Annotated in this window: 17 protein-coding genes and 1 pseudogene; 10 read left to right on the forward strand and 8 right to left on the reverse strand. The window is 69.3% G+C overall.

Annotation, left to right across the window (positions count from 1 at the left end; genetic code table 11):
* The first annotated feature begins 35 nt into the window (after positions 1 to 35).
* Positions 36 to 425 carry a RidA family protein gene (locus BN971_RS18490; RefSeq protein WP_085181268.1) on the forward strand — a complete coding sequence of 130 codons (390 nt, stop codon included), beginning with the start codon at positions 36 to 38 and terminating at the stop codon, positions 423 to 425.
* Here BN971_RS18490 and BN971_RS18495 read toward each other — a convergent pair.
* The gene (locus BN971_RS18495; RefSeq protein ID WP_085181269.1) at positions 398 to 790 is read right to left on the reverse strand and encodes a DUF952 domain-containing protein; all 393 of its coding nucleotides are present in this window, start codon (positions 788 to 790) and stop codon (positions 398 to 400) included. The two genes, BN971_RS18490 and BN971_RS18495, sit on opposite strands and share 28 nt — an antisense overlap.
* Before the next feature lie 134 nt (positions 791 to 924).
* On the opposite strand from BN971_RS18495, the gene BN971_RS18500 reads away from it, so the two are divergent.
* Together BN971_RS18500 and BN971_RS18505 are read left to right on the forward strand one after the other, a co-directional pair.
* Complete coding sequence (locus tag BN971_RS18500; RefSeq protein WP_085181270.1) at positions 925 to 1,110, forward strand: DUF7455 domain-containing protein; 186 nt, start codon at positions 925 to 927, stop codon at positions 1,108 to 1,110.
* Positions 1,111 to 1,177: 67 nt separating this feature from the next.
* Complete coding sequence (locus BN971_RS18505; RefSeq protein ID WP_085181271.1) at positions 1,178 to 2,218, forward strand: YihY/virulence factor BrkB family protein; 1,041 nt, start codon at positions 1,178 to 1,180, stop codon at positions 2,216 to 2,218.
* Here BN971_RS18505 and BN971_RS18510 read toward each other — a convergent pair.
* The gene (locus BN971_RS18510; RefSeq protein ID WP_085181272.1) at positions 2,205 to 2,444 is read right to left on the reverse strand and encodes a DUF3039 domain-containing protein; all 240 of its coding nucleotides are present in this window, start codon (positions 2,442 to 2,444) and stop codon (positions 2,205 to 2,207) included. The genes BN971_RS18505 and BN971_RS18510 overlap by 14 nt on opposite strands.
* Before the next feature lie 58 nt (positions 2,445 to 2,502).
* Here BN971_RS18510 and BN971_RS18515 point away from each other — a divergent pair, with 58 nt between their 5' ends.
* The 3 genes from BN971_RS18515 to BN971_RS18525 all read left to right on the forward strand — a co-directional run bounded on the left by BN971_RS18515 (position 2,503) and on the right by BN971_RS18525 (position 4,923).
* Positions 2,503 to 2,961: a DUF3099 domain-containing protein gene (locus BN971_RS18515; protein ID WP_372511838.1), complete on the forward strand. Its 459-nt coding sequence runs from the start codon at positions 2,503 to 2,505 to the stop codon at positions 2,959 to 2,961.
* A gap of 161 nt (positions 2,962 to 3,122) precedes the next feature.
* Positions 3,123 to 4,094, forward strand: a complete 972-nt coding sequence (gene sigB / locus BN971_RS18520) for a sigma-70 family RNA polymerase sigma factor SigB (RefSeq protein WP_085181274.1) — start codon at positions 3,123 to 3,125, stop codon at positions 4,092 to 4,094.
* Between the two features lie 133 nt (positions 4,095 to 4,227).
* Positions 4,228 to 4,923 carry an iron-dependent transcriptional repressor DtxR gene (locus BN971_RS18525; RefSeq protein WP_085181275.1) on the forward strand — a complete coding sequence of 232 codons (696 nt, stop codon included), beginning with the start codon at positions 4,228 to 4,230 and terminating at the stop codon, positions 4,921 to 4,923.
* Here BN971_RS18525 and BN971_RS18530 read toward each other — a convergent pair.
* Complete coding sequence (locus tag BN971_RS18530; protein WP_090350428.1) at positions 4,920 to 5,975, reverse strand: DUF4192 domain-containing protein; 1,056 nt, start codon at positions 5,973 to 5,975, stop codon at positions 4,920 to 4,922. The two genes, BN971_RS18525 and BN971_RS18530, sit on opposite strands and share 4 nt — an antisense overlap.
* A gap of 113 nt (positions 5,976 to 6,088) precedes the next feature.
* Here BN971_RS18530 and sthA point away from each other — a divergent pair, with 113 nt between their 5' ends.
* Entirely contained in the window at positions 6,089 to 7,504 is a 1,416-nt protein-coding gene (sthA, locus tag BN971_RS18535; RefSeq protein WP_085181277.1) for a Si-specific NAD(P)(+) transhydrogenase, read from the forward strand.
* A gap of 3 nt (positions 7,505 to 7,507) precedes the next feature.
* On the opposite strand, the gene BN971_RS18540 is transcribed toward sthA, so the two are convergent.
* The gene (locus tag BN971_RS18540; RefSeq protein WP_085181278.1) at positions 7,508 to 8,326 is read right to left on the reverse strand and encodes a trypsin-like serine peptidase; all 819 of its coding nucleotides are present in this window, start codon (positions 8,324 to 8,326) and stop codon (positions 7,508 to 7,510) included.
* Between the two features lie 229 nt (positions 8,327 to 8,555).
* Here BN971_RS18540 and BN971_RS18545 point away from each other — a divergent pair, with 229 nt between their 5' ends.
* A complete protein-coding gene (locus BN971_RS18545; RefSeq protein WP_085181279.1) occupies positions 8,556 to 9,524 on the forward strand; it encodes a proteasome assembly chaperone family protein in 969 nt (322 codons plus the stop codon).
* 55 nt (positions 9,525 to 9,579) lie between these two features.
* Entirely contained in the window at positions 9,580 to 10,611 is a 1,032-nt protein-coding gene (locus BN971_RS18550; RefSeq protein ID WP_085181280.1) for an alpha/beta fold hydrolase, read from the forward strand.
* A gap of 2 nt (positions 10,612 to 10,613) precedes the next feature.
* On the opposite strand, the gene BN971_RS18555 is transcribed toward BN971_RS18550, so the two are convergent.
* The 3 genes and pseudogenes from BN971_RS18555 to BN971_RS18565 form a co-directional block, all read right to left on the reverse strand.
* Entirely contained in the window at positions 10,614 to 11,114 is a 501-nt protein-coding gene (locus BN971_RS18555; protein ID WP_085181281.1) for a peroxynitrite isomerase, read from the reverse strand.
* Positions 11,115 to 11,123: 9 nt separating this feature from the next.
* Positions 11,124 to 11,603 carry a transcriptional regulator NrdR gene (gene nrdR / locus BN971_RS18560; RefSeq protein ID WP_085181282.1) on the reverse strand — a complete coding sequence of 160 codons (480 nt, stop codon included), beginning with the start codon at positions 11,601 to 11,603 and terminating at the stop codon, positions 11,124 to 11,126.
* Between the two features lie 126 nt (positions 11,604 to 11,729).
* Positions 11,730 to 12,201, reverse strand: a pseudogene (locus BN971_RS18565) (hypothetical protein).
* 287 nt (positions 12,202 to 12,488) lie between these two features.
* On the opposite strand from BN971_RS18565, the gene lexA reads away from it, so the two are divergent.
* Positions 12,489 to 13,178: a transcriptional repressor LexA gene (gene lexA / locus BN971_RS18570; protein ID WP_085181284.1), complete on the forward strand. Its 690-nt coding sequence runs from the start codon at positions 12,489 to 12,491 to the stop codon at positions 13,176 to 13,178.
* A gap of 7 nt (positions 13,179 to 13,185) precedes the next feature.
* Here the strand turns inward: lexA and BN971_RS18575 are convergent, their stop codons facing one another.
* A complete protein-coding gene (locus BN971_RS18575) occupies positions 13,186 to 15,381 on the reverse strand; it encodes an LGFP repeat-containing protein (RefSeq protein ID WP_428978066.1) in 2,196 nt (731 codons plus the stop codon).
* Positions 15,382 to 15,560 lie beyond the last annotated feature (179 nt).

A 15,560-nucleotide genomic window follows, 5' to 3' on the forward strand; every position in this document is an offset into this window, starting at 1 on the left:
CCGTGCTGACGGCCTCGCCGTCGTAGGGTGGCCGCATGCCCGCCAAGCGCCAGCTCGTCTCGTCAGGCTCGGACTTCGAGGCGGCGGTCGGCTATTCGAGAGCTGTCCGCGTCGGCCCCCTGGTCTCGATCGCCGGGACCACGGGCGCCGGCCCGGCCGGTGACATCACCGCCCAGACGCGGGATGCCTTGCGCCGCATCGAGATTGCGCTGCAGCAGGCCGGCGCGACGCTCTCCGACGTGGTCCGCACCCGCATCTTCGTGACCGACATCTCGCGCTGGCGCGAGGTGGGCGCGGCGCACGCCGAGGTCTTCGGGGACATCCGGCCCGCGGCGACGATGGTCGAGGTGTCGGCGCTCATCGCACCCGAGCTGCTCGTGGAGATCGAAGCCGACGCCTACGTCGAATCCCCGCCAGCCCCCTGACGCGCCGGCGGGAAGGTCCCGTCGGTCGCCGGCCGGTAGTCGGTGACGTCGAACACGGCGCTCACCGGCAGGGTGCCGTACAGGTGCGGGAACAGCATGGAGTCGGGATCCGTCGGCACTCCCGGCTCCCAGCGCACGGGTGCATCGAGCCGCTTCGGGTCGATGTGCAGCAGGACCAGGTCGGTGCGGCCGCGGTAGAGCCGGTTTGCCGGCAGGTGCACCTGCTCGGGCGTCGACAGGTGAAGAAACGGCGAGCCGGGGGCCGGATCGATCGACCCCAGGGCACGGCACCGGATCCATTCGTCGGCACCGCACAGGTGCACGAGTACCCCGGGCGTGTCGGGAACCGCAGCACCGGGAGGCACAGCTTGCCACTTTAGACACGCGCCAAATGGGTATCAGAAAACTCGTGAGAAACGACACACCCGATAACGGTTAGGGAACACGGCGAAAACCCCATACGTCTGAGACAGTGAATGAACGCAAGAACGGAGAAGCCATGTATGCAACTCTGACCACACCCGAGCTCACCAGAGCGGACCGCTGCGACCGTTGCGGTGCCGCGGCTCGTGTCCGTGCCAAGCTGCCTTCAGGAGCCGAGCTTCTCTTCTGCCAGCACCACGCCAACGAGCACGAAGCCAAGCTGATCGAGGTGGCCGCCGTGCTGGAGGCCAGCGGGAACTAGCGGGACCGAACTCGCCCCGTCGGTCAATGTGGGCTGGGAGGCCGGTCATCGGTAATGCTGGGACGGTATGAGCGATCAGGTCGCGAAGCCATCCCGCCATCACGTCTGGCGAATCAGCCTTAGGACGCTGTCGAAAAGCTGGGACGATTCGATTTTCTCGGAGTCGGCGCAGGCCGGTTTCTGGTCCGCGCTGTCCCTGCCCCCGCTGCTGCTGGGGCTCTTGGGCAGCCTGGCCTACGTCGCGCCGTTGTTCGGGCCGGAGATGCTGCCGGCGATCGAACGGCAGCTGATCTCGACCGCCCACAAGGTGTTCTCCCCCAGCGTGGTCAACGAGATCATCGAGCCGACCATCCGCGACGTCGCCAACCACGCTCGCGGCGAGGTGGTTTCGCTGGGCTTCCTGATCTCGCTGTGGGCCGGGTCGTCGGCCATCTCGGCGTTCGTCGACTCGGTCGTCGAGGCCCACGACCAGACGCCGCTGCGCCACCCGGTGCGGCAGCGGCTCTTCGCGCTGTTCCTGTACGTGGTGATGCTGGTGACCACCGTGACGGCCGCGCCCTTGGTGGTCGTCGGCCCGCGCGAGGTGGGTGAGCGCATCCCGGCCGGACTGGCCAATGTGCTGGGCTACGGCTACTACCCGGCGCTGCTGCTCGGGCTGCTGGTGGGCGTCATGTTCCTCTACCGGGTTTCGCTGCCGCAGCCGCTGCCGTCGCATCGGCTGATCTTCGGCGCGATCCTGGCGACGACGGTGTTCGTGGTCGCCACCCTGGTCCTGCGGTTCTACCTGCGCTGGATCACCAGCACCGGCTACACCTACGGCGCGCTGTCGACGCCGATCGCGTTTCTGCTCTTCGCATTCTTCGGCGGATTCGCGATCATGCTCGGCGCCGAACTCAACGCCGCCATCCAGGAGGAATTCCCGGCGCCCAAGACGCATGCGCACCGGCTGCGCAAGTGGGTGGTGTCACGCGTGCGGACCGGACGCGTCTCCCAGGCCTCCGAGGCCGCCGAGGCCTCCGGTGCGGGGGCGCAATCCGAGCCCGAGCCCGGCCCGCCGCAGCCCAGCGTCGCCGCGGCCGAGCGGCAGGCGGAGATCAGGCCTTCTTGAGGCGGTCGAAAATCTGCTTGCAATCCGGACACACCGGCGACCCCGGCTTGGCCGCCCGCGTCACGGGAAAGACCTCCCCGCACAGCGCGACCACGTGGGTGCCCATCACCGCGCTCTCGGCGATCTTGTCCTTCTTGACGTAGTGGAAGTACTTGGGGGTGTCGCTGCCGGTCCCGTCATCGACGCGTTCTTCGGCATCGGTGCGTTCGATCGTCTGGGTGTCCATGCCTAACATTGTGCACCCCCCGACCTGCGAGAAACCGGGATGAGCCGGAATCCGTCGCGTGTGGGAGAGTGGAGTGATGAGGCGCGGCACCGACGATGGGTTCGGTGACAATTCGGCAGACCGGTTCGACGGTTTCGGCGACTTCGACGACAAGAGCCGGCCGGTGCTGATCACCGCCGCCGCACCGTCATACGAGGAACAGCACCGCGCCCGCGTGCGTAAATACCTGACACTCATGGCGTTCCGGATTCCCGCGCTCATCGGGGCCGCCCTGGCCTACGGCGCCTGGCACAACGGCCTGATCTCGCTCGCGATCGTGGCGGCGTCGATACCGCTGCCGTGGATGGCCGTGCTGATCGCCAACGACCGGCCGCCACGCCGATCCGACGAGCCCCGGCGGTTCGACGACATGCCGCGCCGCACCCAGCTTTTCCCGACCGCCGAACGCCCGGCGCTCGAGCCTCCGCTCCCCCGGGAGCCGCAACCGGGGCCGGTGCGCCCGGACGATCGCGGCTAGCGGCCCGCGCCGGCGCCCCCGGGGCGTACTTCTCAGCACTTTCTCAGGTCGGCGGCACATTTGTGCACGTCACGGCGTGTGAGATCCGAGAGGGGTGGGAACTCTGAGGCCGTATATGTCGTTAATCGACATGACAGCACAAAGTCGATCGGAGGGGCGCCATGGCCGAACCCACCACCAGGGCCACCACAAGTAGGTTTGACAGCGATCTGGATGCCCAGAGCCCGGCTGCGGACCTCGTGCGCGTGTACCTCAACGGTATCGGCAAGACGGCGTTGCTCAACGCGGCAGGTGAAGTCGAACTGGCCAAGCGAATCGAGGCCGGGCTCTACGCCGAGCACCTTCTCGAAACCCGTAAGCGCTTGGGCGACAACCGCAAACGCGAGTTGGAGGCCGTCGTGCGCGACGGCGAGGCCGCGCGGCGTCACCTGTTGGAGGCCAACCTGCGCCTCGTGGTTTCGCTGGCCAAGCGCTACACCGGTCGCGGCATGCCACTGCTGGATCTGATCCAGGAGGGCAACCTCGGACTGATCCGCGCGATGGAGAAGTTCGACTACACAAAGGGATTCAAGTTCTCCACGTACGCCACCTGGTGGATTCGGCAGGCCATCACCCGCGGCATGGCGGACCAGAGCCGCACCATCCGGCTGCCCGTCCACCTGGTCGAGCAGGTCAACAAGCTGGCGCGGATCAAGCGGGAGATGCACCAGAACCTGGGCCGCGAGGCCACCGACGAGGAGCTCGCCGCCGAGTCCGGCATCCCGATCGAGAAGATCAACGACCTGCTCGAGCACAGCCGCGACCCGGTGAGCCTCGACATGCCGGTCGGCTCCGAGGAAGAAGCCCCACTGGGCGACTTCATCGAGGACGCCGAGGCGATGTCGGCCGAGAACGCGGTGATCGCCGAGTTGCTGCACACCGACATCCGCAGCGTCCTGGCGACGCTCGACGAGCGCGAGCACCAGGTGATCCGGCTGCGCTTCGGCCTGGACGACGGTCAGCCGCGGACGCTGGACCAGATCGGCAAGCTGTTCGGCCTCTCGCGCGAGCGGGTCCGCCAGATCGAGCGCGACGTGATGTCCAAGCTGCGCCACGGCGAGCGCGCCGATCGGCTGCGCTCGTACGCCAGCTAGCGAACCGGTCCACATAGGCTAGTGCCCGACGGTATGCCCGCCGCGTCAGCGGCGGGCATACTGCTTGCCACAAAGGCGTTACACCCGTTTGCGCAGCTGGCCAAGTAGACTCGGCGTCGATGGAGGGTGCGGGATGAATGACCTGGTCGATACCACCGAAATGTATCTGCGGACCATCTATGACCTCGAAGAAGAGGGCGTGACGCCGCTGCGCGCGCGCATCGCCGAGCGCCTGGACCAGAGCGGGCCGACCGTCAGCCAGACCGTGTCCCGCATGGAGCGCGACGGGTTGCTGCACGTGGCCGGTGACCGCCACCTGGAACTGACCGACAAGGGCCGGGCGCTGGCCGTCGCCGTGATGCGCAAGCACCGCCTCGCCGAACGGCTGCTCGTCGACGTCATCGGGGTGCCGTGGGAGGAAGTGCACGCCGAAGCGTGCCGCTGGGAGCACGTGATGAGCGAGGACGTGGAGCGCCGGCTGGTCAAGGTGCTCAACAACCCCACCACGTCGCCGTTCGGCAACCCGATCCCCGGCCTGTTGGACCTGGGCGTGGGCCCCGAGTCGGGCGCCAACGGGGCCAACCTCGTCCGGCTGACCGAGTTGCCGCCCGGCTCGCCGGTGGCGGTCGTCGTGCGTCAGCTCACCGAGCACGTGCAGGGTGACATCGACCTGATCACCCGGCTGAAAGACGCCGGCGTCGTCCCCAACGCGCGGGTGAGCGTGGAGACCAGCGCGACCGGAGGCGGGGTCACCATCGTCATCCCGGGCCACGAGAACGTCACCCTGCCACACGAGATGGCGCACGCCGTCAAGGTCGAGAAGGTCTAACCCGCCCGGCGGCCGAAAAGCCGCCGCGGGGGCAGCCGCACGCCGAGCTCCCTCGCCAGCCGGTAGCCCGTGGCCGCCAGCTGCCGGATCTGTTCGGGCCCCATACCGGACATCAGCGCCGTGTCGAGCATGCCCGCCATCCGATGCTCGGGATCACAGCGCAGCGCGGCCTCCAGGGACACCCCCGCCAGCGGCCCGTCGCCACGGGCGTAGGCGCTGAACGCCAGCAACACCAGCGCCTCGACCCGCCACGGCCCGGGCAGGGTGCGAGCCAGCAGCGCCCACAACGACTCCGCCTCGCCGGCGGCTTCGCCGACCGCGAGCGCATACAGCGTGTCGCGCACCCGCACGTCGCTCAGCGCGCAGCCCAGATCGGCCAGCTCCGCATCGGACGGACTCTGGCCGCCGGCGAGGCGGGAGGCGGCGGCCACGGCGTTCTCCACGTCGCGGCGGCAGCAGCCGATGGGGTCCGAGCGATGCGCCAGTCCGCGGGCCACCGCCTGTCGTTCCAGGACGCCCGCCAATTCGGCGCTGCGACCCGGGTCGTCGACGGCGATGACCGCCTGCAGGTCGGCGCGCCGCGGGTAGAGGCGCCGCCCGTCGAGCACGGCCGCGGCCGCCAACGGGGACGCCGACGGGTCGTCGACCGGCCCGCTTCGACCGCAGCCTTCCGCGCAGTGCCAGCGCCCGCCGGGGGCGATGCGGTCCACCACGTGCGCGGCCCACAGTTCAATGTCGTAGCGGCCCAACTCTTCTGCCAGCGTCGCGCACAGCTGCCGGTACTCCTCGTTGCAGCTCGGGCAGTGCGCGCCGTCGGCGGCGACGATCACCGCGACCACCGACTCGGGCCGAGCCGCCGCGGCAACCTCGGCGAGGTGCCCGAGTCGGTCGGCGAGGTCGTCGGAGAGGTCGGCCCGCATCACCGCACCAAGCTGGCCGTCGCTCAAAGACACCAGGATCAGTGAATTTTCCGGAACGAAGCCGAGAACGGCGGGAAGCGCGGCGATCAGCGCCCCGGGGCGGCTGAGGGGGAAATCTGGCGGATGCGTCATGGGCATCACGCTGACCTGCCCGACCGTCAGCCGGCGCTCGCCCGGGCCGGGGCGTTCCGCCTGCTGTGCATGAACCCAGCACTGTGAGTCAAGCTGCTTTACTGTTGGTACCCATGGCGGCGACGCGTGAATACGACATGGTGGTTATCGGCTCGGGGCCAGGCGGCCAGAAGGCCGCCATCGCCTCGGCCAAGCTGGGAAAGTCGGTCGCGATCATCGAACGCGGCCGGATGCTGGGCGGGGTTTGCGTGAACACCGGGACGATCCCGTCAAAGACGTTGCGGGAAGCCGTCCTTTACCTCACCGGGATGAACCAGCGCGAGCTGTACGGGGCGAGCTACCGCGTCAAGGAGAAGATCACGCCGGCGGACCTGCTGGCCCGAACACAGCACGTGATCGGCAAGGAAATCGACGTGGTGCGCAACCAGTTGATGCGCAACCGCATCGATCTGCACATCGGCCACGGGCGCTTCCTGGATCCGCACACCGTCCTCGTCGAGGACCACGCCCGCGGGGAAAAGTCCACGGTCTCCGGCGATTACATCGTCATCGCCACCGGCACCCGGCCGGCGCGGCCGTCCGGCGTCGAGTTCGACGAGGACCGGGTGCTGGACTCCGACGGGATACTCGACCTCAAGACGCTGCCCACGTCGATGGTCGTGGTCGGCGCCGGGGTGATCGGCATCGAGTACGCCTCGATGTTCGCCGCACTGGGCACCAAGGTGACGGTCGTGGAGAAGCGCAACGACATGCTCGACTTCTGCGACCCCGAGGTGGTCGAGGCGCTCAAGTTCCACCTGCGCGACCTGGCGGTGACGTTCCGCTTCGGTGAGGAGGTGACCGCGGTCGACGTCGGCTCGTCGGGCACCGTCACCACGCTGGCCAGCGGCAAGCAGATCCCCGCGGAGACGGTGATGTATTCCGCTGGGCGCCAGGGGCAAACCGACCACCTGGACCTGGACAAGGCCGGCCTGGAGGTCGAGAGCCGCGGCCGGATCTTCGTCGACGACAAGTTCCAGACCAAGGTGCCCCACATCTACGCCGTCGGCGACGTCATCGGCTTCCCCGCACTGGCCGCGACGTCGATGGAACAGGGACGGCTGGCCGCCTACCACGCGTTCGGGGAGCGCGCCGAGGGCATCACCCCGCTGCAGCCGATCGGCATCTACTCCATCCCCGAGGTGTCCTACGTCGGGGCGACCGAGGTGGAACTGACGAAGAACGCGATCCCCTACGAGGTCGGGGTGGCGCGGTACCGGGAACTGGCGCGCGGGCAGATCGCCGGCGACTCCTACGGCATGCTCAAGCTGCTGGTGTCCACCGAGGACCTGCGGCTGCTCGGCGTGCACATCTTCGGCACCAGCGCCACCGAGATGGTGCACATCGGGCAGGCCGTGATGGGCTGCGGCGGCACCGTCGAGTACCTGGTCGACGCGGTCTTCAACTACCCGACCTTCTCCGAGGCGTACAAGGTGGCCGCGCTCGACGTGATGAACAAGGTGCGCGCGCTCAACCAGTTCCGCCACTGACGGCTAGCAGACGTCCGGGGCGTCCTTGGGGACGGCGTCGGCGGGGCCGCCGGAGTCGGCGCGCGCCAGCAACTCCCCCACGTGTTCGTCGAATGGTGCCGAGTACGACACGTTTTCGGCGCAGCCACCGCCCTCCAGGCCGCCGATCAGCCCGGTGACCGTCGTACCGCTGACCCACGGCGCGCCGCTCGTGCCGCCGACCAGCCCCTCACACGCCAGCGAGGGATAACCGCTGTCGGTGACCGACGTGCTGGTCTGGCAGCCGATCGGCGAGCCGCCCACGCCCGACGGATAGCCCATGACGGTGACGCGGCTGCCCGGCGGCGGCGCGGCGCCCAGCGTCAACGCCAGGCCGGTGCGCGCTTCCACCGAGCCGCCGGTGGCGCTGCTGACCCGCGCGATCGCGTAGTCGGCGTGCGGATCCTTCGCCGAGATCCACCGCGGATCGAGGTAGACCGCGTCGGCCGTCCACACCTCGGTGGCCGGGGCGTCCCCGGCGAAACCGGGAACGAACGCGATCTTCGACGCCCCCGCCAGGCAGTGCGCGGCCGTCAGCACCAGGTTGCCGCTGGCCGAGTGCACCACCGAACCCGTGCACACGTGCTGAGTGGCGCCGTCCAGGAAGATGGGCCCGACCCGCAGGTCGGGGTCCATCGGCGCCGCCACCGCCTGGCGTTGCGGCTGCCCGAGCCGCTGCACCGGCGCACTGGTCTTCGGCGATGTGGGGCTCGGCGCCGTCGCATGACCGCTGGGCCGGACGCACGACGTCAGCAACGTCGCCACGCCGACCAGCGGACACAGCACCAGCATCGATACGCGCATCGTGGTCCCATCATGCCTGACCGCCGGGGCGCGGGCGCACTTCACGCGCCCCCGGGCACGGGCTGCGTCGGCCGGGTCGTCGGGCGCGCCCGACCGCGCCGGGCGCGGATTGCCGGGGAGCGCGGCCGCGTTTCAGTGTCCGGATTCGCCGTTCGTTTATGGGTGCCCGTTGATTTGGGGGACACTCGGTAGGGCACCCTGGAGAGACCTCGAGAGGAGGCAATCCCCGATGGCCCACCACCACGATGACGACTACTACGAGCCCGGCGAGCACGGCATGTACGAGCTCGAGTTCCCGGCGCCGCAATTGTCGACGTCGGATGGCCGCGGCCCGGTGTTGGTGCACGCCCTGCAGGGCTTCTCGGACGCCGGCCACGCGATACGCCTGGCCTCCGCCCACCTGAAGGGGGCCCTGGACGCCGAGCTGGTCGCGTCGTTCGCCATCGACGAGTTGCTGGATTACCGCTCGCGGCGACCGGTGATGACGTTCAAGACCGACCACTTCACCCACTACGACGACCCCGAGCTGAGCCTGCACGCCCTGCGCGACAGTGTCGGTACGCCGTTCCTGCTGCTGTCGGGGCTGGAGCCGGACCTGAAGTGGGAGCGGTTCATCACCGCCGTGCGCCTGCTGGCCGAGCGGCTCGGCGTGCGCCAGACGATCGGCCTCGGCACGGTCCCCATGGCGGTCCCGCACACCCGTCCGATCACGATGACGGCGCATTCCAACAACCCCGAGCTGATCGCCGAGTTCACGCCCTGGATCTCGGAGATCCAGGTCCCCGGCAGCGCGTCCAACCTGCTCGAATTCCGGATGGCCCAGCACGGTCACGAGGTCGTCGGGTTCACCGTGCACGTCCCGCATTACCTGACCCAGACCGACTATCCCGCCGCCGCGCAGGCGCTGCTGGAGCAGGTGGCCAAGACGGGGTCGCTGGACCTCCCGCTCTCGGCGCTGTCCGAGGCCGCCGCCGACATCCGCGCCCGGATCGACGAACAGGTCCAGGCGAGCGCCGAAGTGGCTCAAGTGGTGACCGCACTCGAGCGCCAGTACGATTCCTTCATCGACGCTCAGGAGAACAGGTCGTTACTAACTCACGACGAGGATCTGCCTAGCGGCGACGAGCTTGGCGCAGAGTTCGAGCGATTCTTGGCCCAGCAGGCGGAGAAGAAGTTCGACGACGACGACCAGGCCTGAGTTTGTCTGAGTTCCATTACCGGCCATTGCCCGGCCCGACACCAAGGTTGGCGAGATGACCGAGCGGAAGCGCAGTGCCAACCTCCGCCCGGTGCGCGAAGTGACCGCGCCCAGGCTGGAGTTCCGCACCATCCACGGCTACAAGCGGGCCTACCGGATCGCCGGCTCCGGCCCGGCGATCCTGCTGATCCACGGCATCGGTGACAACTCGACGACCTGGAACACCGTGCAGGCCAATCTCGCCCAGCGATTCACGGTGATCGCCCCGGACCTGCTGGGGCACGGGCAGTCCGACAAGCCGCGCGCCGACTACTCGGTGGCCGCCTACGCCAACGGGATGCGCGACCTGCTCAGCGTCTTGGACATCGAGCGGGTCACCATCGTCGGGCATTCGCTCGGCGGCGGGGTGGCCATGCAATTCGCCTACCAATTCCCGCAGGTGGTCGAGCGGCTGATCCTGGTCGGCGCCGGCGGCGTCACCAAGGACGTCAACTTCGTCCTGCGCTGGGCCTCACTGCCGATGGGCACCGAGGCGCTGGCATTGCTGCGGCTGCCGCTGGTGCTGCCGGCCGTGCAGATCTTCGGCCGCGTGCTGGGCACGATGCTCGGCAGCACCGGACTCGGCCGCGACCTGCCCAACATGCTGCGCATCCTCGACGACCTGCCGGAGCCGACGGCCTCTGCGGCGTTCAGCCGGACGCTGCGTGCGGTGGTGGACTGGCGCGGGCAGATCGTCACCATGCTGGACCGGTGCTATCTGACCGAGGCGATCCCGGTGCAGATCGTCTGGGGCGCCAAGGATTCGGTGGTCCCGGTGGGGCATGCGCGGATGGCGCACGCCGCGATGCCCGGCTCGCGTCTCGAGATCTTCGAGGGCTCGGGGCATTTCCCGTTCCACGACGACCCGGCCCGGTTCATCGACGTCGTGCAGCGGTTCATCGACTCGACCGCGCCGTCGGAATACAACCAGACCGCGCTGCGCGAGTTGCTGCGCAGCGGCGGCGGCGAGAAGACGGTCACCGGCCCCGCGACCACGCGCGTCGCCGTGCTCAACGCCATGGGTTCCGACGAGCGCAGCGCCACCTGATTTCAACGCCGGCGGCGCAGCACCGCCGTGAGGTGGTCCTGCAGCGGTTGCCCGACCGCCGCCATCCGCAGCGTGTACGAGAGCTCGTCGCCCTCGATGCGGAAAGCACGGGCCAGCGCGGTGACCTCTTTGGCGGTGGGGGCCAGCCCGACGGAACCCCCGGCCCCACCGGCGGTGGACATCTCGATGTCGATGCGCCCGCCGTCGACCGAAAAGGTGCCCACCTCGATTTCGGTGATCCCGCTGGGGTGGGCCAGGATCAGCTCGACCCCGCCCGGCGCGGGCGCCCGCAGAAAGCCCGCCTCGGCGTGTAGCGGCCTGCCGTCGGCGACTGCCGTGGTCTTCTGGGTGTAGGCCAGGAACGGCTTGCCGGCATGGGAGAAGACGACTTCCTCGACATACTCGAAGGGTTGGATCGTGGGGTAGAAGCCCTCTCCCCGACCGGTCCAGGTTCCCAGGAGCGGTGCCAGCGCCTCGAGATCAGGATGCAGCTCGGGCGGCATGAGGACAGCTTAGCGAGCGGCGGGCGACGGATCGGTCGGCGCTTTGCGGTGCGCGCGCAGCGCCTCGATCTCGCGCTCGAAATCGTCCGCGGACTCGAAGGAGCGGTACACCGACGCGAATCGCAGGTACGCAACCTCGTCGAGGTCCCGCAGCGGCCCCAGGATGGCCAGGCCGACCTCGTGACTGGGGACCTCCGGCGAGCCCGCGGCGCGCACGGTGTCCTCCACCTGCTGGGCCAACAGGTTCAGCGCGTCGTCGTCGACCTGTCGGCCCTGGCACGCCCGGCGGACCCCGCTGATGACTTTTTCCCTGCTGAAGGGCTCGGTGACACCGCTGCGTTTGACGACGGCCAGCACGGCGGTCTCCACGGTGGTGAACCGCCGGCCGCACTCCGGGCACGCGCGGCGTCGCCGAATGGCCTGTCCCTCATCGGTTTCCCGAGAGTCGATCACCCGCGAGTCGGGATGGCGGCAGAACGGACAGTGCATGACCGCTCCTTCACCGTGCCGACTGGCGTGCCCCGCAGAACCCGAGCGTACCTGTGCGCTCGGAAGCCGGGCCATCATCGACACGGCGGTGCCGCGAAGCGTTCGTCGCGCGGGGCGGTGCCGCGGTCAGCCGACCGGGGCGATCAGCGTTTGGCCGGCCGCCACGGCCGGCGAACTCAGATCGTTGAGCTGGCGGATGCGTTCGGCCACCTGACGGGCCGGCGCGTCCGGCGCCACCCGGTGGGCGACGTCCTCGAGCGACTCGCCGCAGGCGGTCGGGCACCCGCGCCGCGGAGCCGGCGGAGTCACCGTTGAGCGCCTGCCCGATGTTCGCGACCAGGCCCAGCCAGAGCGTGATCAACCCCGCCAGCAGCGCCAGCCCGACCGTCGTCGCGACCGTCACCGGCCGCCTGCGGTGCGGGGCCGCGGACACCGGGATTCCGCTGCCGTGGTAGCGCAGCGGGGCCACCGCCGGGCGGGTCGACCCGGGGCGCCTCGACCCCGACAGCCCCTCGCGGCCGTACCGCAACCCCTGCGCCGGCCCGCTGACCGGGCGGCGAACGCTGCTGCGAGGTGAGAGTGTGTGAATGATCGTCATCTGCGTCCCTCCGGTCAACCCATGTCTCGCTCAGGTGTTCGACTATATCGCTCGTCTGTTCGAATTCCGAACATGTGAGCGAAGCGTGTCGAGCAAAACGCTAGACCGCACCACCGACAAGTCCGGCGGCCCTTACCACTGCCATGGGTCAGAGATACCCTCTCGACCCAAGAGTTACACCATTGTTATTACCCAGGTGCGGCCCAATTTCCGGCGCGACGGCGGCCGCGACACGCCAGTCGAACACATGTTTGATTCTCGGCCGCTCCGGCGTTACCCTCAGTGCCATGAGCGACAGCAACGACACCCCGGCCGCCTCGGCGGCAACCCGGGATTCATCGCTGACCGAGCGTCAGCGCACCATTCTCAATGTCATTCGCGCGTCGGTCACCAGCCGCGGCTACCCGCCGAGCATTCGCGAGATCGGCGACGCCGTCGGCCTGACGTCGACCTCCTCGGTGGCCCACCAGCTACGCACGCTGGAACGGAAGGGCTACCTGCGCCGCGACCCGAACCGTCCGCGTGCCGTCGACGTCCGCGGCGCGGACGACGCCGGCGCCGCGACGCCGGTGACCGAGGTCGCCGGGTCGGACGCCCTGCCCGAGCCCACCTTCGTCCCGGTCCTCGGGCGCATCGCGGCCGGCGGGCCGATCCTCGCGGAGGAAGCCGTCGAAGACGTCTTCCCCCTGCCGCGCGAGCTGGTCGGTGAGGGCACGCTGTTCCTGCTGAAGGTGGTCGGCGACTCGATGGTCGAGGCGGCGATCTGCGACGGCGACTGGGTGGTCGTGCGGCAGCAGAACGTCGCCGACAACGGCGATATCGTCGCGGCCATGATCGACGGCGAGGCCACCGTCAAGACGTTCAAGCGGGCGGGCGGTCAGGTGTGGCTGATGCCGCACAACCCTGCGTTCGACCCCATACCGGGCAACGACGCGACCGTGCTCGGCAAGGTCGTCACGGTGATCCGCAAGGTATAGGGAGACCTCAGTCGGCCTTGATGAAGCCGTTGGCCTGCGCGACTTCCTCGGTGGACAACCAGATCTCGGCGAGCGTGTCGTGGTACAGCGCGCTGCCGGGCGTGTAGTACAGCCCAAAGCTGGTATTGGCCTTGATGGGGTAGCCGTCCGGAACCTGATAGGGGTCGTCGAGCGGCAGGTGGATCGTCGGGCGAACCGCCCCGGCCGGGACCGGCTCCTCGGTGCCCGGCGCCGCGTGCCGCCCGGTTCTCGGCTCGGGTTCAAAGGCGGCGGCCGCGACGAGAGCCTCCGCCGTGTGCGCCTCGGGAGCCGCGGCCTCGGGAGTGGCCAGGGCCTCGTCGGCGTGCGGAGCGGCGACGTCGGGATAGCCCACCGGCTCACCCTCCTGCTCATCCTCGTCGGCGCCGCCGCGCTCGTACCCGGCCTCGGGGTGAGCGGCCTCCTCGTGCTCGAGGTATGAGCCTTCCGGCTCCGCCTCGACGTCGAGATGGGCCTCGGGATGGGCCTCGGCATGGGCGCTCTCGGAATATCCGGCCTCGTAGTCGTCGTACCCGGCGTCGTCGTACCCGGCGTCTTCGTATCCGGCGTCGTCGTATCCGGCGTCTCCGGCGTCGCGGTATCCCGCCTCGTCGTACCCGGGGTGGCCCGCAAGGACGGGGATGGAATCGGTGTCCACCTCGTCGGGGTCTCGCCCATCGTCGGCGGCGACGGCCGCCGGTCCCCGCCCCCAGCTGACCCGAGCCGGCTCGTCATCGGTCGGATGGTCCGGCGCGGCAAGGTCGCCGAACGGGTAATCGTCGTAGCCGCCGTCCAGGTCGTGCTCGGGCTGATAGGACGCGGCCTCGCGTTCGGAGCGGCGGCGACGCCAGCCGAACGCCACCAACGCCGACAACACGATCAGCACCAGCACCGGGATCGCCGCCAGTAACCACCACCACTGCCAGGTGAACTTCTTGGCGTGGCCGGGCGCCGGCGCCGCGCCGCTCGCCTGGTTCTGCCCCGGCACCTGCAGGCCGGACAGCAGCGGCGCCAGGTTGGCCGGGTCGGTGCTGAACGAATTCTTGGCCCGGTTCCACGAGATCTTGCCGCCGGTGAACGACTGGGAGATCACGTCGCCGTCGACGGCCTGATCCCCGACCGGCGCACCGAGCTTGCCCGATGGGCCCCGCAGCTTGTCCCACGCCGCCTTCATGGCCCCGCGCACGACGAAGGCCCCGTGGTCGGGGGTCCAGAAGATCACCGGCTTGTCGGCCGCCGAGAAGGTACAGATCCGGCTGGAGGGCCCGAGGCCGCCGTCGGACTCGTTGGCGACGGGAAAACCGAGGTCGCTGCCGGCCGGGCCGCCCAGCGACTCGTACTTGGCCAGGATGTCGCTCTCGACGGCGTTCGCCCCGGTCGCCGGGCTGAAGAAGACCTTCCCGCCGGCGAAGTTCTGGGCGATTCCGTCGCCGCCGATGGGGTATTGGCCGCCCTGCTTGGCGCCCAGGGGTCCCTTGAGACCGCCGGCCGAGCGCCAGGCCATGTTGATGGCCGCGGTGGGATCGATGGGCACCTGCAGGCCCTTGAGCTGGTCGGCCAGCGTCGCCGGTTCGGTGGCGAACTCCTTGGTCTGCCTGTTCCAGGAGACCTGTCCGCCGCTGAACTTCTGAGAGGTGGTCTCGCCGTCGTAGGTCTCGTCCGCGACCGGAGCGCCCAGCACGCCGCCCGAGCTGCCGAGTTTGTCCCACGCGGCGTTGATCGCGCCGCGCACCACGAAGGCCCCGTGGGCGGTCGTCCAGAAGATCACCGGCTTGTCGCTGGCCGAGAAGGTGGCGACCCGGCTGTCGGGCCCCGCGAGCCCGGGCACCTCGTTGATCGTGGGGAAGCCGAGGTCGCTGCCCGCGGGACCGCCGAGCGATTCGTACTTGTCCAGGATGGGCCCGTAGACGAACTTGGCGCCGGTGTCGGTGGTGTAGAACATCTTGCCGCCGTCGAAGTCCAGCGCGAACCCGTCGCCGACCGGATAGACGTCACCCTTGCGGGCGCCCAGCGGTGAGCCGTCGCCGCCGGCCTTCTCCCACGCCGCCATGATGGCGGCCTCGGCGTCGCCGATCGGGGACGCCGCGGCAACGGGCGCCAGCAACGCCACGGCCACCGCGGTGGTCGCCAAACTGACCAGCGCGCTTCCGATCAGCTTGCGCATGTTGCTCCTGTGCCCGTTCACCCAACCTCCCAGCCGACGGATATGGCACCGCCGGCCGCCATGCCCGCACCCTGCAGCTCCGGCGAGCGGCCGCGCCGCCACCGGGGGGAAACATCCCCAATACCATCCGCCTTCTCGCCGGGCTCGCATAACTTTGCTCCAGCCAACAAGAAATGCGAAGTCGAATTACAAATTTTACG

Source organism: Mycobacterium bohemicum DSM 44277, from assembly GCF_001053185.1.
GTDB classification, from domain to species: Bacteria; Actinomycetota; Actinomycetes; order Mycobacteriales; family Mycobacteriaceae; genus Mycobacterium; species Mycobacterium bohemicum.